This is a genomic window from Geotalea uraniireducens (assembly GCF_027943965.1).
GTDB lineage: Bacteria > Desulfobacterota > Desulfuromonadia > Geobacterales > Geobacteraceae > Geobacter > Geobacter uraniireducens.
Window position 1 is genome coordinate 2,386,107 of record NZ_AP027151.1, and the last position, 16,532, is coordinate 2,402,638.

The following is a 16,532-nucleotide window of genomic DNA, read 5'->3' on the forward strand; positions in this document are numbered from 1 at the left end:
GTAACAAACTAAAGGCAGAGCGTGCCAACTCACCAGTTCGCATCAGCTTCTAAAATTTGTATTCGGGAAAAAGAGCTAAGTCTATAATTGCCTTAGCTCTCCATTCGCATCGTCTTCTGAATCATTCACAACACGCTTGCCCCCCTCTCTCGGGAGGACTGTTACTGTTACAAATCGATCAGAGCTGCCCCATGAATTTGTGGGTTTGCGGGATTACGCGGACATCGTGAAGGTTACGGCAGGCAATTTCCTGGAACTCGAGCAACTTGACCGGGCTGATGCCAATCCTGTTATCCGGGTTGGTGACCGGCTGTAGAATCAAAGGAATACTTCCGGCGACTGCTCTGACGATTTCGGCGCACCGTTCAATTTCCCAATCTTCCGTTTGCTCATCGACCACAACCTTTACGACTGTCTTCTTCGTCGCAGCGATTTCAAGGAAACGACGGTGATCATCCCATAAATCGGTACATCCGGAGGTGGACGGAATCTTGATATCCATACCGATCATGTCGATATGGCCGATGAGCCTTTCGAGAGCGGTGTGCATGACACCATTGGTTTCAAGATAAATGGGAAGAAACGCCCTCAGCTCCGGCAGCCACGAGTGGAGAATTTCATAATTCATCAGTGGCTCGCCGCCGGTGATACTGACGGAATGATGCACCCCGGTCCAGCCTCTGTGCCATCCGTCGACCAAGGCAAGTATCCGTTCAAGCGCTACCGGGTTTGTCACCGGAACAAAATCGCGACGGCCGGGAGTCTGCTCCATAAGGCACGGCTCGCCGGTGCGTGCAGTCGGCGTGTCACAGTAATCGCACTGCAAATTACAGCCGCGAAAACGGATGAAAACCTGTCGCAAACCGATCAGCTCGCCTTCACCCTGTATTGACGAAAAAACCTCGGCAAGTTCAGCGGGTGGACTATTCATAATAGGTGGCAGCAGCATTGTCCGACTCCCAGACGGTAATACTATCGACCTTCACGTTACCGTCGTTGAGCCGTAAGGAAAGCTCGTGGTACAGGTAGCACGAAATATTCTCCGAGGATGGCGACACTTCGCGGAACGGAGCTAATTCATTGAGATATTTGTGGTCAAGGGTGCGCAACAACGCATTGGTCTCCTGCTTGAGAATCTTGAAATCGATTCCCAGCCCCGCCTTATCGAGCTGCTGGACAGTCACGGAAACCTCGACTTTCCAGTTGTGACCATGCAGGTTTTCGCACTCCCCCTGATAATTGATAAGACAATGGGCCGCAGCGAAAGACGTTTGAATTTTAAGTTTATACATGACAATCCTTTTCCCGTAATTTGAGTGATAGATAGTAACATGCCCCTTACCAAAATGCAAAACCCCCTTTCCGATGGTTTCACGGTTGGCAAGGTAAGTATATATGTGTATAATCCAGCCACTATCACTCAGGAGCCGAAGCCCATGATTGACGTACTCGAAGGTCAAATGGGGCTTTTCGAAAGCCCATCCGACCGCAATCAACATACTAACGATCCACCGGAACACCCCAAGGCCGCTACGAAGGAATCGAAACGCGCCTCTCGCCCCTCTCCTGCCCCGGTTGAAAAAGCAGCCCCGTCATCCCGCCAGAACAAGCGAGCCACCGCCAAATCCCCCAAAAAACGCTCTTTATCAGGCCTCGTCCCGCAAGGGGACGTCAGATTAACTGCCAACATCCGTGAAGATCTTCATTTGAAACTGAAAATTGCCGCAGCACACCAACGCACCACAATTGGAGAGTTGATCGAAAAGCTTGTGGAAAAACACCTGAAATGAGTTGTTGCAGCCAACCTACCGTGAACACATAAAAACAAAAAACCCCGATAAATCGGGGTTTTTTGTTTTGCTCCGGTCCTTATTGGACCTTTAATTGGTGGAGGTGGCGGGAATCGAACCCGCGTCCGAAGATCATCCACAGAAGGCGTCTACATGCTTATACCAGTTATTGATTTAGCCGCCCGAAGCTCCACTGGCCGGGATCTTCAGGAAGCGATCCTGCTTAAATTTCGCTTCGGGGCCACAAGCCCTCCCCTCGGCTATCCCACTGAAATGACGATCTGTCCTTCCCCGTGGGAGAGGGTCGGCAGATCGTTAGCAGGTTATTAAGCTGCTAAAGCGTAGTCGTAATTATCGGCGCTTAATGCGTCCCGGATTGTTTAACGAGCCACCCGGACCTCGGCATGCAACCTTTGCTTATTATCCCCGTCGAAACCTTTACACCCCCTTAATTCTTATTCCGTTCCTTTAAAGCTACCGCCATATCACGGCGCATATCATTCTTCTTCATATCTTCACGCTTGTCGTAGAGTTTCTTGCCTTTGGCCAAGCCGATTTCTACTTTGACCATGCCATTCTTGAAATAGAGCCGCAGCGGCACGACTGAATACCCTTGCTCGCGAATCCGACCAAAGAGCTTACCGATCTCCTTCTTGTGCAGAAGCAGTTTGCGCATCCGGTCCGGATCGTGGTTTTCCCGGTTGCCAAAATCATAGGGAGAGATATGCAGGTTGTGCAGAAAGGCTTCGCCATTTTTCACAATGGCAAAGGAATCATTGAGGTTTGCCTTCCCCATCCGGAGCGACTTGACCTCAGTCCCTTTCAACACCATCCCCGCCTCGAATTTCTCCTCGATGAAATAGTCATGGAATGCTTTTTTATTATTGCAGATCAGCTTTTCGCCCATAGAGAAATAGTAGCAGATCGGCTTAATTCTTTACAAGGATAAAAGGGGCGAACTGAGCGGGACAACAGGGAATTACGTCAGCGAGACGAGCTCTTGTCCGCCCGGGTAAACGGAAACAAGTTCGCCGGCATGGACTATTGCAGGATAAATATCGGCGGCACGCACTACCCCGGGGAGCCGAACCACCACGAAATCAGCGCATTTCCCCTGCTCCAGGGAACCAATCGCCTTCTCGAGATGAAGAGCTGAGGCTGAACCAAGCGTCGCCATTCTGAACACTTCTGCCGGTTCAAACACGTCAGCTGAATTATTCAGTATATATCGCATCTCATCCCACAGCGAGAGAGAGTCGTTGCTGGCGAGCGAATCAGTGCCGAGAGCAAGGATTAATCCAAGCTTCTTGAACAGGTAATGAGGCGCTTTGCCCACATCCAGTTTATCATTGCTCCGAGGGCAGAGAACAACCCGCACCCCATGTCGTTGCAGGATTTCAGCATCATTTGGCGTCAGGTGAACACAATGCACTGCCGACAGTCGGTCGTTCAGTACTCCGAGTTCCTCAAGCCAGGCGGTTGGAGTGGTTCGCCGTGGCGCCGGAACGAACTGCTCCCACCGTACCTGGGGATAGAGCAGTTCGGCAATCCGCCCCGTGGAATCGAAATAGAATTTGACTTCCTCGGCAGACTCAGCCAGATGGAGCAGACGAGGAATCTTGAATTCCTCAGCCAACCGGGAAATCTCGCGATGAAAATCTGCCGACAGCGTATGTGGCGCATGGGGGGACAGAGCAGGACTGACACGGTTTACAGGGAAACTGGCAAGGAGCCCATGGAGTTTTTTCGTCAGCGGCGCATAGGTAGCAGGGTCCTGGCCGATGGCTTCAAAGCAGATGCGACCGGAAAGCGGCGTTTCGGCATACAGGGGCAGCAACGAGGGATCGCTCAGAATCTCACCAACAGCAGTGGTCCCGGCTTCGAGGCAAATCCTGATCCCTTCCCCAACAGAAAGCTGTAACTCCTGAGGTGTAAGTGCCCGACGAATCTTGATAACCTGAATTATCCAGTCGACATAAGTCCGCGGCGAATAATCAATATCTTTACGAAGCTTCCATGACGGGAAGTGGGTCAACTCAAGGTGGGTATGAGCATTAACCAACCCGGGGACGATGGCACAACCGGGGAAATCATGAACGGGAGCGTTGAACGATTTACGCAGTTCGTCCAACGCTCCCACTGCGACAATCCTGCCGTTGGCTACGGCAATGGCCCCGCCGGCGACGGGTGGCGAGGAAACCGGCAGCAGGTATGAAGCGGAGAAAAGTTCCATAGTCGGTGGCATTCCCGTTAGGGGGCGGTTAGTCGCTCTGTCGCCAAGATTCGATTTCGATACGGCTTACCAAGCAACCTTCTTCAGATTGCCCTGGCCGGCAATTTCCTCGCGCGTTGGCAACATCCGGTTCTGATCATCCACGAACACGAGTTTCGGTTTGTGGGCGATCGCTTCCTCATTCTCCATATTGACGAAACTGGCAATGATTACCAGATCTTTAGGTGCCACAAGTCGGGCGGCGGCACCGTTGAGACAGATCACTCCCGACCCTCTCTCCCCTTCGATGGCGTAGGTTTCGAGACGGCTCCCATTGGTTACATTCCAGATCGCCACAGCTTCATACGGAATGATATCGGCGGCTTCCATCAAATCCTGATCAATAGTGACGCTCCCCTCATAATGCAGGTCGGCGCCGGTCACCGTTGCCCGATGGATCTTACTTTTCAGCATCTTCCGTTCCATTCAATTCTCCTCCCCTAGGATGCGATTGTCAATCAACCGTGTCGAACCGATTCTCACCGCCAGAGCCACCAAGGTATTCTCATCGGCGGCAGCTACGGCCTCCAGACTTTCTCGATGCCGGAAATCAACATAATCGATGATCCCCGCGGCTTCATTGATAACGTCGAGGGCTTTGGTCCGCAATACCGCCACCGACCGCTCCCCCTCGGTAAAGAGTGCACCGACTGCGGCCAAGGCCCTGCTCAGACAAAGTGCTCGGCTACGTTCTTCTGGACTGAGATAGGCATTGCGAGAACTGAGAGCCAGCCCGTCCGCTTCGCGGACGATAGGCATCCCGACAATGGCGATATCCATATTCAAATCCGCCACCATTCTTCTGATAACCGTCAATTGCTGGAAATCTTTCTTACCGAAGAGGGCGACATGCGGCTTGACGATGTTGAACAGCTTGGCAACCACGGTAGTAACACCACGAAAGTGGCCGGGACGGGCAGCACCGCAGAGCGGCAAGGTCAATTGTTCCACATCCACGTACGTCTGGTATCCGGCGGGATACATTGCCGATGGCCCCGGAGCAAAAACGACATCGACTCCTGACGCGTCGGCAACGGCGCAATCCCGCTCCAGAGAACGGGGATATGACTGATAGTCCTCGTTCGGCCCGAACTGGGTTGGATTGACGAAAATACTGGTTACCAGGACGTCGGCCCGATTCCTGCCTTCCCGTAATAGGGAGGCGTGGCCTTCATGTAAGTACCCCATGGTCGGCACAAGGGCAATGGTCTTGCCGTCCTGCCGTGCTTGTCGCGCCAATTCCTGCATACCCTCGATGGAATCGATGATCATCATATCAGTTGAATGAATGCCCTTCGGTCGGGAATTCGCCTTTCTTTACCTCGGAAATATAGGATGCAACCGCGTCGTGGATCACAGCCTGACAATCGGCATATTTTTTAACGAACTTGGGGGAATACTTCTCACACAGCCCCAGGATATCATGGATTACCAGTACCTGGCCGTCGCAGTAAGGACCGGCGCCAATCCCGATTGTGGGAATCGTCAGCTCCTCGGTGATTTTTTTCGCCAGTTTCAGGGGAATCCCTTCGAGGACGACGGCGAAAGCGCCGGCCTTTTCCACCGCCAAGGCATCCTCCAGCAAGCGTTCGGCCTGTTCTTCCTGCTTGCCCTGGACCTTGTACCCACCCATCCGGTGAATCGACTGGGGAGTGAGACCGACATGAGCCATGACGGGGATATCGATCTCTACAATAGCCTGAATGATATCGGCAACCCCCTTCCCGCCTTCAAGCTTCACCGCCTCAGCTCCCCCCTCTTTAATCAGGCGACCGGCATTGAGGCGTGCATCGCGAAAGTCAACCTGATACGAGAGAAACGGCATGTCGGCAACAACAAGCGCTTTCGGCCGGGCACGGACCACAGCTCGGCTATGGTAAATCATTTCTTCAATCGTTACCGGCAACGTATTGTCATAACCGTCAAAAACAACACCGACGGAATCACCGACAAGAATCACATCAACACCACATTCATCCATAATGCGGGTAAAGGGATAGTCGTAACTGGTCAACACCGAAATCTTCTCTGCGGCGGCCTTCATTCTCTGCATGTCAAGGATGGTCTTCTTGCGGTTCACGTGGCAGCTCCAAACAAAAAATGCGCCCCCGGGATTACGGAGGCGCACGAAAACGACCACGGGGAGGATTCTCCTTCCCCTGTCGGTGCGGCTATCGCCATCCGTCCCGGTTCTTGCGAATCCAGGCAGTATCAATCAATTAATGCGCTTGCCAGCTCCGCCTGGTTTTAACGGGCTGACCCTACACAATGCCACCCTTACCACAGTTGAAGTCCGACTGTCCAGCAAAAACCCCTCAGCTGGCAATTTGTTTCATCATTTCCAGTTCGTTAACTACCGCGCCGCTTTCCTCGCGACGAATCTCCATATCTTCAAAAATCTTCGTTACCATCTTCCCGACCGCATCAACCGACTGTTTAATCTCCGTTCCGTCCTCAACCTGTTTTACGGTGGCCTTGACCATCTCCTGGGCCATTTCCTTAATGGTATCCACCGACCGCACGATGCTCATCGAAGCGTCGGACTGCTCCTTGGCCGCCTTGAAAATCTGGGAACTCATGCTGCTGACATTCTCGATCGAATCGGTTACCAGTTGAACGCTCCGCACCTGCTCTTCGGTCGCCGTTTTAATCTCTCGGGTCATATCCATCGAACGAATCGAGCTTTCGTGGATCACTTGAAGTGATTTGCCCATCACGCCGCCAAGTTCAACCCCTTTATTCACGAGATCTTTCGATGCGGCGATATTCTGGGCAGCACTCCGGGATTCGTCCATGATTTCTTCGATGATCCCGGTAATTTCTCCCGTTGACTGACCCGTTTGCAGCGAAAGGTTCCGAATTTCATCCGCGACGACACCGAAACTCTTCCCGTATTCTCCGGCCTGGGCGGCAATGATAGAGGCATTGAGAGCCAGAAGATTGGTGCGCTTGGTAATATCGTTAATCACGCCGACAATGCTTTCGATCCGGCCGCTGTTCTCGGTCAGGCGCTTCATGGCGTCAAAAGAAAGATCGACCGACTTCTGGATATTGTCGAGGGCGAGAATGGTTTCCTCGACCACCTTGCGGCCACTATCAGCTTCCTCTTTTACCTTGCTGGAGACTTGGTGAGAGATGGCAGCACTTTGTTCGACGTTCTTAATCGTTGAATTGAGTTCTTCCATGGCTGACACCGATTTCTCGATCGATTCGGAAAGATAATCGAGGTTTTTGGTAACCTGTTCGATCGAGACATAGATATTACTGACCGCCGAACTAGTTTCGTCAACCGACGAGAGCACACTTTCCGAGGCCGAGGCGATATGGGCGGTTCCATCGGCAACGGAACTGACCGCCTCTTTCAGATTGAGAACATATCGCGAATAATGGTCACGGTTTTTCAGAATCTCGGCAAATGACTTTTCCAGCTCCGAGGTCAGAGCGCCAATCGCCTTGAGCAGGTTGATCCGCACGATTGCCGAAGATGCCTGGTCGGCAAACAATTTGATCGTATCAACATCGGTATCGTTCAGCGCCCGTTTCGACAGCCGGTTGTCAATCCCGAACAGGCCGACGGCTTCGCCTTTGACGATAATCGGACAAACGACGAAACTTTTCGAACGCAGAGCCCTGATCGCGTCATAGGGAGGCTGGACCTTGAAATCGGCCGGATAGGCACTAATATCATCCACCATGTAAAGTTGTTTGTCGGCAAAGCACTTGTAGATGACACCACTGCGGGCGTCGAGCGGAAGGGAAACACTCGTCGGATCAAAATCAGCGGTGCCGGTAGACGCGATAAAATCCAGGGAAGTCTTTGCCTCGTCGGCCATCAGGATGTTGACCCGTTCATAGCCGAGCACATCGTGAAGTCCCTCGGCACATAGCTGCAACACTTCGGAAACATCGATCGACTTCTGGATTTTGCTGCTGATCTGGTGAAAATTCTTGATGTTGCTATCTAGAACCCGATAACGGTTCTCGAAGATTTCCTTTTGTGAAGCGACTTCCTTGTGCAGCACGTCGAGTTCCATAGCCCGCTTGTGCAATTCGTCGCTGGTCTTGCCGATATAATGTCCCAGGACGGCCAGGACCATGGCAGTCCCGATCCCCATGTAGGCATAGAGAGCCATCTGTTGGGGGGTTTTGGTAATATCGCCGGTTATCTGGGTGAGAAACGGCTGTTCCTGGTCGGCAAAAAAGATGAGTCGGATGATAGTCCAGGCAACGGGCGCGCCGATTCCCAAGACACACCCGGCAATACCGTAAAGCTTGCTCCTGCTCTTGAAGACAGCCCCAAAATCCATAGTGAACACCCTCCATGAAAGCGCTCCCGAAAAAGGGAACATACTTATAACATCGGCTGTTGAAAGAGTTTCTCCACTTAAACCTTACGCACTCTATCTTGGCACTCCGACAATGTCAATCGCAACTACCTGCCGACAAAGATGCCCAATTCTTCAGCCGCTGCAACCATCTGGCCGTGCGGGTTAACAAGCTTCAACTTTCTCACGGCCCGTTCAATGGCAACGGATCTGATATCGCGGCCCCGAAGGCATACCATGTTGCCAAACAGCTCCTTCTCAATCAACTCAACAGCCTTGACTCCGAAACGGCTGCCGAGACAGCGATCGAAGGTGGACGGCGAACCGCCGCGCTGCAAATGGCCGAGAACCATCACGCGAATATCCATATCAAGACAGGATGTGAGTTCCCGAGCGACAAAATTGCCGATTCCGCCAAGCCGCTCGACAGCGTTCAGTTCATCGGCTTTCCGGCTGACAATCCGCGCGCCGCCGCGCGGGAACGCCCCTTCGGCGGCGACGATGATGCTGAACTTGCTCCCCCGACGACGCCGATCATCAACAGCCTTGCACACTTTGCGGATATCAAAGGGGATCTCAGGGATAAGAATTACGTCGGCCCCGCCGCTGATGCCCGATTCAAGGGCAATCCACCCGGCATAACGCCCCATGACTTCCATGATCATCACCCGATGGTGGCTTTCCGCCGTCGAGTGTAGCTTATCGAGGGCATCAGTGGCTGTTTCCAAGGCGGTATTGTAGCCAAAGGTTACATCGGTCTCCATCAAATCGTTGTCGATCGTCTTCGGTACACCGACGATAGGAATTCCTTTCTTCATCAGCTCAAGGGCGATCTTCAGGGAACCGTCCCCCCCCACTGCCACTAAGGCGTCGATTCCAAGCTTGCGGATAGTGGCGACAACCTGATCGGACACGTCAGTCATCTCGATCGTCCCATCGACTTCCACCGGATAGGAAAACGGGTTCCCCCGATTGGAAGTTCCGAGAATTGTCCCCCCCCGCGGCAAAATCCCCCGGACGTCGTTCAACCGTAACGAACGGATGTTCTTTTCATAAAGCAGCCCGTCAAAACCATCCTGAATCCCGACAACATCCCAACCGCGCCGTATTATCGAACTTTTTACCACCCCGCGGATAACGGCGTTCAACCCCGGGCAATCGCCGCCGCCGGTAAGAATCCCAATTTTTCGTTTCATTGCCCCTCCAGAGTGGCGAAGTTATCGTGAAGGCAAACTCGGTAGCCGGGAAGCGTCAAGAGCCATAGCCAGTGCCGCCGCACCCAGCATTCCGCCATCATTGCCAAGCTGCGAGCGGAGTACCTTCAGACGTTTGCCCGGGATCGGAAATGCACGGGAGATAATTTCTTCTTCGAGGGGATGTTGCAGCAAGTCGAAACTGCCCGCAACCCCTCCACCGAGGATGATTGCTTCCAGATTGAGCAGATTGGCCACCGAAGCCGCGGCAATACCAAGATAACGGGCAGCTTCGGTAAATATCCGCCGCGCTGCGTCATTTCCTCCCCGAGCAATCTCCGCCAGGATTTCGGGAGTGATCTCGCCCGACGAAACTCCAACCAGCGACTGCTGACGGTTAGCGATCAACTCTCTTGCCACCGCCACAATTGCCGTGGCTGATGCATACTGTTCAAGGCAGCCGCGGTTACCGCACGCGCATGATCTTCCGCCCGGCTCAACCGTCATATGCCCGAACTCTCCAGCGACACCGTCGACCCCCGTCCAGAGCCGGTTATTAAGAATAAGGCCGCCGCCGACTCCCGTACCAAGGGTCACCATCAGGAAAGAAGCAAACGAACGGCCGACGCCAAACTGCATCTCCCCGTAAGCACAGGCATTAACATCGTTTGCCACCACTACTGGCAAGCCGGTCAGGTCAACCAGCGCATCACGCAGATTTACGCCGTCGAGGGCCGGTAAATTGACCGATACATGCACGAGTCCGTCGTTGGCAATCAGGCCCGGCACTCCGACGCCGACGGCTTTGGGCCATACGCCGGCTGTACCGCCTTCGCCTCGGATTACCCGGAAACTCTCGTCAAGATGGTGGAAGAACACCTCTTTGCCAGCATAGATCTCTGTCTTTCGACGTTGTTCACAGATGATGTGCCCCTGGTCGTCAACCAGTGCCAACCGGAGGTTGGTTCCGCCGATGTCAATGCCGATATAACCGGGTCGAGCCGTCACCATTCTACTCACACTCGTTGTCGAACCACACTTTGAGCCGATCATAGGCGCTCAACAAGCCTTCAGGCACCACCCGGATATCACCGACCACGGTCATGAAATTTGTATCCCCATTCCAGCGGGGTACAATATGGAAGTGGAGATGATCGGCAACACCGGCGCCGGCTGCCCGCCCAAGATTCAAGCCGATGTTGAAACCTTGCGGGGAAGCCACCTTTTCAAGAACCAAGCGGCACAATCGCACGGCCCGCATCAGATCGAGCATTTCCTCATCGGAGAGAGAATCAAGGTCTGCGGTATGTCGGAGGGGAGCTGCAAGGAGATGACCGTTCGTATAAGGATAGCGGTTCAGCATGATCAGGGACTGCGGTGTTCGCTTGAGAACAAGACGATCCCTTTCCTCCCCCCGGTTTCCGGCAAGACAGAATATGCACCCCTCCGACTTTTCGTTTAGAAGATACTCCATCCGCCAGGGAGCCCACACCCGTTCCATGTTGCCTCCATGCTAATGCTTAGCTTGAGGAATTATTAACGATAACGAAATGAAATACAAGCATTCTAGCAACGCCGTGCACTGCCCCCGGCAATAAAATCATTTTTTAGTCTTACTATAAATTACCCTTGACAAGCAGCGAATACAAAGCATAAGGTTGCAGAATGAAGATGGTTAAGATAAATAAAACTCCGTAACATCACCAAACATCACACCGACGACTTTTTTACCATCAATAAAATCCAGTCAAGAGGGAAAGGAGATCCCGAGGTTATGAGCAGAAAACAGGATGCATTGGATTACCATTCGAGCGGTCGCAAAGGAAAAATCGAGGTCATTTCCTCAAAACCATGCCTCACTTCACGAGATCTTTCCCTCGCCTATTCCCCTGGCGTTGCTGAACCATGCCTGGAAATCGAAAAAAACCCGGAAGACGCATACAAGTACACTGCCAAGGGGAACCTGGTCGCGGTCGTTTCGAACGGTACCGCCGTTCTCGGCCTGGGGAACATCGGTGCATTGGCCGGCAAACCGGTCATGGAGGGCAAAGGAGTCCTCTTCAAACGTTTTGCCGATATTGATGTTTTCGATATCGAAGTCAATTCGGAAAATCCGGAAGAAGTCATCAAAGTCTGTCAATTACTCGAGCCTACTTTCGGGGGGATCAACCTCGAAGACATCAAGGCCCCCGAATGTTTCCACATCGAGGAAGAGCTCAAGAAAACCATGAACATCCCCGTATTCCACGACGACCAACACGGGACAGCCATCATCGCCTCGGCCGGCCTGATAAACGCGCTGACGCTGGTCAACAAGAAGATCGAGGAGATTCGATTGGTAGTAAACGGCGCCGGGGCGTCGGCAATCGCCTGTGCCAATCTGATCATATCGCTCGGCCTGAAGCGGGAAAACCTGATCATGTGCGACACCAAGGGGGTAATTTACAAAGGCCGGGCGGAAGGGATGAACAAGTACAAGGAGCGGTTTGCCGTCGATACCCCCTGCCGGACCCTTGAAGAAGCCGCCGCCGGTGCCGATGTTCTGTTCGGACTTTCGTCCAAGGGGGCCTTCACCCCGGAAATGGTTCGAACCATGGCCGTCAACCCGATCATCTTCGCCATGGCCAACCCCGATCCGGAGATCACTCCCGAAGAGGCCAGGGCGGTTCGTGGCGATGTGCTCATTGCCACAGGACGCTCCGATTACCCCAACCAGGTAAACAACGTGCTCGGCTTCCCGTTCATTTTTCGGGGAGCTTTGGATGTACGTGCGACGACCATTAACGAAGAAATGAAAAAAGCGGCCGTAGTCGCCCTTGCAGAACTGGCGCGGGAAGAATGCCCCGACTCCGTTTGCCGGGCCTACGGCAATGTCAAATTTTCCTTTGGCCGCGAATATATCATTCCCAAGCCGTTCGACCCCCGCGCCTTGCTGCGGGTAGCGCCGGCCGTCGCCCAAGCGGCGATGGATTCGGGAGTTGCCCGGCAACCGATCGGCGATATGGACAAATACGTAGAACACCTGGAGTCATTGCAAGGGAAAGCCAAGGAAACATTGCGAATGATTATCAACAAGGCGAAATGCGACCCGAAACGGATCGTATTTCCGGAAGGCGATAACGAGAAAATCCTGCGTGCCGCCCAAATCCTGGTTGATGAGGGGATTGCCCAACCAATTCTCGTCGGCAATCAGGAAAAAATCAGGGCGTCCATGCAAGCCCTTGGAATCGAATTGAACGGCAACGTCCAGATCATCGATCCTTCAAACTTCGAGAAGGCAGAAGAGTATGCTGAGGAACTGTTCCGCCTGCGCCAGCGGAAAGGGCTCACCCTTTCCGAGGCCAGAAGGATCATGACCCGTAAATCGCGCACCCATTTCGGTTGCATGATGGTCCACCAGGGAGACGCAGATACCCTGCTCTCCGGCATCGACACCCATTATCCCGAGACGATCCGGCCGGCACTGGAAGTCATCGGCAAACAGCCGGGACTATCCAGCGTCCATGGCCTCTACATGATGGTCCTGAAAAAAGGGATTGTCCTGATGGCGGACACCACCGTCTGCATCGAGCCGACCGCCGAGGAACTGGCTGAAACCGCCATCCTTGCCGCCGAAAAAGCCAAAATGCTCGATATCGAGCCGAGCATCGCCATGCTCTCCTTTTCCAACTTCGGCTCGGTCCAGCACCCGCAGACACTCAAAGTGCAACGGGCGGTCGAAATTGTCAAAGCGAAGGCCCCGGAATTGATGATTGATGGTGAAATGCAATCCGATACCGCCGTGGTACCGGAAATTCTCCAGAAGAGCTTCCCCTTCGCCGGCCTCAAAGAAGCAGCCAACGTCCTCATTTTCCCGGATCTGAATGCCGGCAACATCTGCTACAAACTGCTCCATCATCTCGGCGAAGCCGAAGCAATCGGACCAATCCTGATGGGGATGCAGAAGCCGGTTCATGTCCTGCAACGCGGTGACGATGTTGCAGACATTGTCAATATGGCGGCAATCGCGGTAGTTGACGCACAAAACTCCTGATTTCCTTTTTAATTAACCTTGGGCAAGAAAAAAGGAGACATTAACGTCTCCTTTTTCTTGCCCGTCTGGTTACCATTCTGCTACACTCTTTTTACCGTCCTCCACACCATGGCGCAGCAGCAGGGAGCTACCGTCCATGAACGATTTCTTATTTCCGCAACGACAGACACATAAGGAATTTGCCGGCGGAGTGATTGCTTCCCTGGCAATTCACACGGCCATCTTCGCCTCGCTGTTCGTCCTGTCGCAGCATGTTTCCCGCACAACCACCACCCAAGCACTTTTCATCGACATGAGCAATCAGGTCGCTTCGCCACCTCCCGGTAGTCCCTCGCCCACACAAGCGAAGCCGATTGTGGCTCCAAGCCGCCCGGAGCCAATGGCCATGGCCGCTTCCGACGCGGCAGGAAAAACCAGCCCGCCAGAACAACCTGTTCAACCAACCGACGAGGCTATACAACCAACGAGCAGGCCGGCAGCCGACCCATTCTCTTTAGGGCTGTCGAGGGGCTATTTCCAGACCATCGGGGATGGCACGACCTTACGAAACGACATCCGCGATTATTATATGCGCATGTTGCAGCAGATTAACGAGCGATGGTGGGAAAATGGTACTCCGTCAAGCGGGTCGGCAAAAGGAGAGATATTTCTGACGGTCACGTTGAATAGGAGTGGGGAGATTCTTGGCATCAACCTGCTGCAGGGATCAGGAAACATCGATTACGACCGGAAGATCATCGATGCGGTACGCCGCGCCTCACCGCTCCCGCCGGTGCCGGACGGCTACCGGGGCGAGTTCTTCCAGGCGCCGCTCCGCCTTGTGGCCCCCCTCGGCTTGCTCTCACAGCAACCGGCCCGGAGCAACGTCATCGGCTCAAGAACAACAGTTCGGCAAATCGCCGGTTAGGCCTGCCCCTCTTCCGGAAGATCAAGATCAACCAGTTCGATATCGGCAAGATCCAGGGACTCATCATCGGCCTGAAGGCGGGCGATCTTCTGCACCGTATCCCGGAAGTCGCGGTTGATCGCGAAAATTTCCCGATATCCCGCCAGGGCCGCCTCATCGTCGCCCGTCACCTCGCGGAGCAGTGCCAATTCATACTTCAGGCAAAGCCACTCTTCCTCGGAAATTTGTTCCCGGAGGGCCATGCCTGTCTGGAAATATTCCTCGGCAGCAACATAATCACCCTTTTCACGGCAACATATCCCTTGCAAGGTAATACAGTCGGCGGTCCGATGCGGGTCGAGTGAAGCAGCTTTGAATTCGGCAATGGCATCGTCGTACAACCCCATTTCCTTGTAGGCAATACCGAGATTGTAGTGAGTTTCCGTGTCGCCCTGATCAAGCTGTTCGCCCACCCCCTTTTTGAAAGCGGAGAACAATCCGTCCAGACCGTACTTGTCGCGACTACTCGACGCCGGAACCTGCTGAGGAACGGGAAGAATGGAATCAAGCTCGTCCGCCGAAAAGTCAACGGTCAGCCCCTCGCCATCTACACCTGCCACGCCAGTGGTCTCCGCAACAATGTCACCGTCAAGCCAATCGTCAACGATGACTTGCGTAACGTCAACCTCAACATCTTCGAGATCGGCCGGTATTGATGCTTCCTCACCAGCCACAGCAGCCATGTTCGGTATTTGAGGAGTAACGTCACTATCAGCAACTGGATCGCCATCCTCTTCATCGTCGAAGGTAATCTCGATTTCATCTCCCCAGGCAATATCTTCGGTTGCGTCTTCCTCCCCAGTCGGCACCATGGCGTTTTCAACGGCCGGCGCATTGTCACCATCATCGGCCGCAGTACCACCAGGAAGAGCTGCCTCGTCATCATCTTCTTCCGCAACCATCCCGACATCGCTCGAGAACAAGGCACTGCCGACAGCCTTCAACCCCTCGGCTACCGCGGAATGGCCCGGGACCAAGGTATCTAGGGCACGGTATATTTCTTCGAGCATATCGGGATCGGTAACCGCGAGATCGGCGGCAAAGGGACGCAGCAGCACCAATGCCTCATCAACATCTTTTTCATGCCGCAGGCAGGCGACAAAAGGTCGCAAGGCATCCTGCTCACCAGGGTGGGTGGCAAGAATCCGTTTGTAGACGACCCGGGCTTTATCAATATCGCCAGCCGCACGGCAAGCCTCGCCCAGCAGGTACAGAGCCTTGGGGTTCCACTGCCCTTTTGCGGCAAGCCGTTCGAGGATCGCAATAGCCCCCCGTGGCTTCCCCTGCTGCATTTCCACATCCGCTATGGAAAAAAGGAATTCCTCACGTCCGGGAAACAGCTGGTCGAGACGCTCGCAAATCCGTCCGAAAGCCGGATCATTCCCCGCCTCCTTCAGTTCGCGGGCCATCGCCACGAAATCGTCATGGGCCTGATCGGTAAAACCCGCCTTGAAACGAGTCTCGGCAAGCTTCAACCTGATGTTGAAATTTTCCTTGTCGATCGCCAGCATCTGTTCAAGGATCTTGACACCATCGACAAGCTGGCCGTTCTTTTCGTAACAGTCAAAGACCGCCTTGTATTCGGCGAGGGCATTACCGACCAGCCCCTGCTTTTCATTAAGGGAAGCGAGCGTAAGAGAGATACTCAGATTGGTGGGATCGATTTTCTGAAGTTGCTTGTAGACGGCAATAGCTTTTAGATAGAAGGCGTTATCAGCATAGAATTTACCGATAACCTCGAATTCCCGAAAAGCTTCATCTTTACGATTGCCACGGACGAAAAGTTCAGCGAGTTTCTGCCTGACCCGAATATCTTTCGGGTCGAGCGCAACCACCTGCTCGTAGTCTCTAATCGCGCGGTCGAGCTGCCCCTTGAGAAGGAATTTCTGCGCACTGTCGAGTAGTTTTTCTTTCTTGGTACTCAAAATATTCTCTTTGTATTCCGCCCATAAATTACTGTTTGTAAACTAATT

The 16,532-nt window shown here is 53.5% G+C and carries 15 protein-coding genes and 1 other RNA gene; 3 read left to right on the top strand and 13 right to left on the bottom strand.

The genetic code is table 11. From position 1 onward, the window contains the following. Positions 1-178 precede the first annotated feature (178 nt). Both QMN23_RS11145 and queD read right to left on the bottom strand, forming a co-directional pair. Positions 179-931, bottom strand: coding sequence for a 7-carboxy-7-deazaguanine synthase QueE (locus QMN23_RS11145; RefSeq protein ID WP_282003875.1), 753 nt, complete (start codon positions 929-931; stop codon positions 179-181). After that, positions 924-1,292 (bottom strand): 6-carboxytetrahydropterin synthase QueD, encoded by a 369-nt coding sequence (gene queD / locus QMN23_RS11150; protein WP_281999379.1) that lies wholly within the window; start codon positions 1,290-1,292, stop codon positions 924-926. The genes QMN23_RS11145 and queD overlap by 8 nt, the downstream gene beginning before the upstream one ends. Before the next feature lie 144 nt (positions 1,293-1,436). On the opposite strand from queD, the gene QMN23_RS11155 reads away from it, so the two are divergent. Next, positions 1,437-1,790 carry a hypothetical protein gene (locus QMN23_RS11155; RefSeq protein WP_281999380.1) on the top strand — a complete coding sequence of 118 codons (354 nt, stop codon included), beginning with the start codon at positions 1,437-1,439 and terminating at the stop codon, positions 1,788-1,790. A gap of 95 nt (positions 1,791-1,885) precedes the next feature. Here QMN23_RS11155 and ssrA read toward each other — a convergent pair. From ssrA to QMN23_RS11205, 10 genes are all read right to left on the bottom strand, one after another. After that, positions 1,886-2,238: a transfer-messenger RNA gene (gene ssrA / locus QMN23_RS11160) on the bottom strand. After that, positions 2,239-2,697 carry an SsrA-binding protein SmpB gene (gene smpB, locus QMN23_RS11165; RefSeq protein ID WP_281999381.1) on the bottom strand — a complete coding sequence of 153 codons (459 nt, stop codon included), beginning with the start codon at positions 2,695-2,697 and terminating at the stop codon, positions 2,239-2,241. Between the two features lie 72 nt (positions 2,698-2,769). Continuing rightward, positions 2,770-4,023 carry an amidohydrolase family protein gene (locus QMN23_RS11170; RefSeq protein WP_281999382.1) on the bottom strand — a complete coding sequence of 418 codons (1,254 nt, stop codon included), beginning with the start codon at positions 4,021-4,023 and terminating at the stop codon, positions 2,770-2,772. A 66-nt stretch (positions 4,024-4,089) separates the two neighbouring features. Continuing rightward, positions 4,090-4,488, bottom strand: coding sequence for an aspartate 1-decarboxylase (panD, locus tag QMN23_RS11175; protein ID WP_281999383.1), 399 nt, complete (start codon positions 4,486-4,488; stop codon positions 4,090-4,092). Further along, positions 4,489-5,337, bottom strand: a complete 849-nt coding sequence (gene panC / locus QMN23_RS11180) for a pantoate--beta-alanine ligase (protein WP_281999384.1) — start codon at positions 5,335-5,337, stop codon at positions 4,489-4,491. A 1-nt stretch (position 5,338) separates the two neighbouring features. Continuing rightward, on the bottom strand, positions 5,339-6,142 hold the full coding sequence (gene panB, locus QMN23_RS11185; RefSeq protein WP_281999385.1) for a 3-methyl-2-oxobutanoate hydroxymethyltransferase: 804 nt from the start codon (positions 6,140-6,142) through the stop codon (positions 5,339-5,341). Positions 6,143-6,377: 235 nt separating this feature from the next. Then, a complete protein-coding gene (locus QMN23_RS11190; protein WP_281999386.1) occupies positions 6,378-8,369 on the bottom strand; it encodes a methyl-accepting chemotaxis protein in 1,992 nt (663 codons plus the stop codon). A 125-nt stretch (positions 8,370-8,494) separates the two neighbouring features. Then, positions 8,495-9,583, bottom strand: a complete 1,089-nt coding sequence (locus QMN23_RS11195) for a 6-phosphofructokinase (protein ID WP_281999387.1) — start codon at positions 9,581-9,583, stop codon at positions 8,495-8,497. A 21-nt stretch (positions 9,584-9,604) separates the two neighbouring features. Then, complete coding sequence (locus QMN23_RS11200) at positions 9,605-10,591, bottom strand: ROK family protein (protein ID WP_281999388.1); 987 nt, start codon at positions 10,589-10,591, stop codon at positions 9,605-9,607. A 1-nt stretch (position 10,592) separates the two neighbouring features. Further along, positions 10,593-11,081 (bottom strand): HIT family protein, encoded by a 489-nt coding sequence (locus QMN23_RS11205; protein WP_281999389.1) that lies wholly within the window; start codon positions 11,079-11,081, stop codon positions 10,593-10,595. Positions 11,082-11,354: 273 nt separating this feature from the next. On the opposite strand from QMN23_RS11205, the gene QMN23_RS11210 reads away from it, so the two are divergent. Beyond that, the gene (locus tag QMN23_RS11210; RefSeq protein WP_281999390.1) at positions 11,355-13,613 is read left to right on the top strand and encodes an NADP-dependent malic enzyme; all 2,259 of its coding nucleotides are present in this window, start codon (positions 11,355-11,357) and stop codon (positions 13,611-13,613) included. Positions 13,614-13,749: 136 nt separating this feature from the next. Continuing rightward, positions 13,750-14,520 (top strand): energy transducer TonB, encoded by a 771-nt coding sequence (locus QMN23_RS11215; protein ID WP_281999391.1) that lies wholly within the window; start codon positions 13,750-13,752, stop codon positions 14,518-14,520. Here the strand turns inward: QMN23_RS11215 and QMN23_RS11220 are convergent. After that, on the bottom strand, positions 14,517-16,484 hold the full coding sequence (locus tag QMN23_RS11220) for a tetratricopeptide repeat protein (RefSeq protein ID WP_281999392.1): 1,968 nt from the start codon (positions 16,482-16,484) through the stop codon (positions 14,517-14,519). The two genes, QMN23_RS11215 and QMN23_RS11220, sit on opposite strands and share 4 nt — an antisense overlap. Between the last annotated feature and the right edge of the window lie 48 nt (positions 16,485-16,532).

Bases quoted from the DNA above. Each gene is read 5' to 3' on its own strand.
- QMN23_RS11215 (WP_281999391.1), top strand. From the start codon at position 13,750: ATGAACGATTTCTTATTTCCGCAACGACAGACACATAAGGAATTTGCC.
- QMN23_RS11195 (WP_281999387.1), bottom strand. From the start codon at position 9,583: ATGAAACGAAAAATTGGGATTCTTACCGGCGGCGGCGATTGCCCGGGG.
- QMN23_RS11155 (WP_281999380.1), top strand. From the start codon at position 1,437: ATGATTGACGTACTCGAAGGTCAAATGGGGCTTTTCGAAAGCCCATCC.
- QMN23_RS11200 (WP_281999388.1), bottom strand. From the start codon at position 10,591: ATGGTGACGGCTCGACCCGGTTATATCGGCATTGACATCGGCGGAACC.
- QMN23_RS11210 (WP_281999390.1), top strand. From the start codon at position 11,355: ATGAGCAGAAAACAGGATGCATTGGATTACCATTCGAGCGGTCGCAAA.
- queD (WP_281999379.1), bottom strand. From the start codon at position 1,292: ATGTATAAACTTAAAATTCAAACGTCTTTCGCTGCGGCCCATTGTCTT.
- QMN23_RS11205 (WP_281999389.1), bottom strand. From the start codon at position 11,081: ATGGAACGGGTGTGGGCTCCCTGGCGGATGGAGTATCTTCTAAACGAA.
- smpB (WP_281999381.1), bottom strand. From the start codon at position 2,697: ATGGGCGAAAAGCTGATCTGCAATAATAAAAAAGCATTCCATGACTAT.
- QMN23_RS11190 (WP_281999386.1), bottom strand. From the start codon at position 8,369: ATGGATTTTGGGGCTGTCTTCAAGAGCAGGAGCAAGCTTTACGGTATT.
- panC (WP_281999384.1), bottom strand. From the start codon at position 5,337: ATGATGATCATCGATTCCATCGAGGGTATGCAGGAATTGGCGCGACAA.
- QMN23_RS11145 (WP_282003875.1), bottom strand. From the start codon at position 931: ATGAATAGTCCACCCGCTGAACTTGCCGAGGTTTTTTCGTCAATACAG.
- panD (WP_281999383.1), bottom strand. From the start codon at position 4,488: ATGGAACGGAAGATGCTGAAAAGTAAGATCCATCGGGCAACGGTGACC.
- QMN23_RS11170 (WP_281999382.1), bottom strand. From the start codon at position 4,023: ATGGAACTTTTCTCCGCTTCATACCTGCTGCCGGTTTCCTCGCCACCC.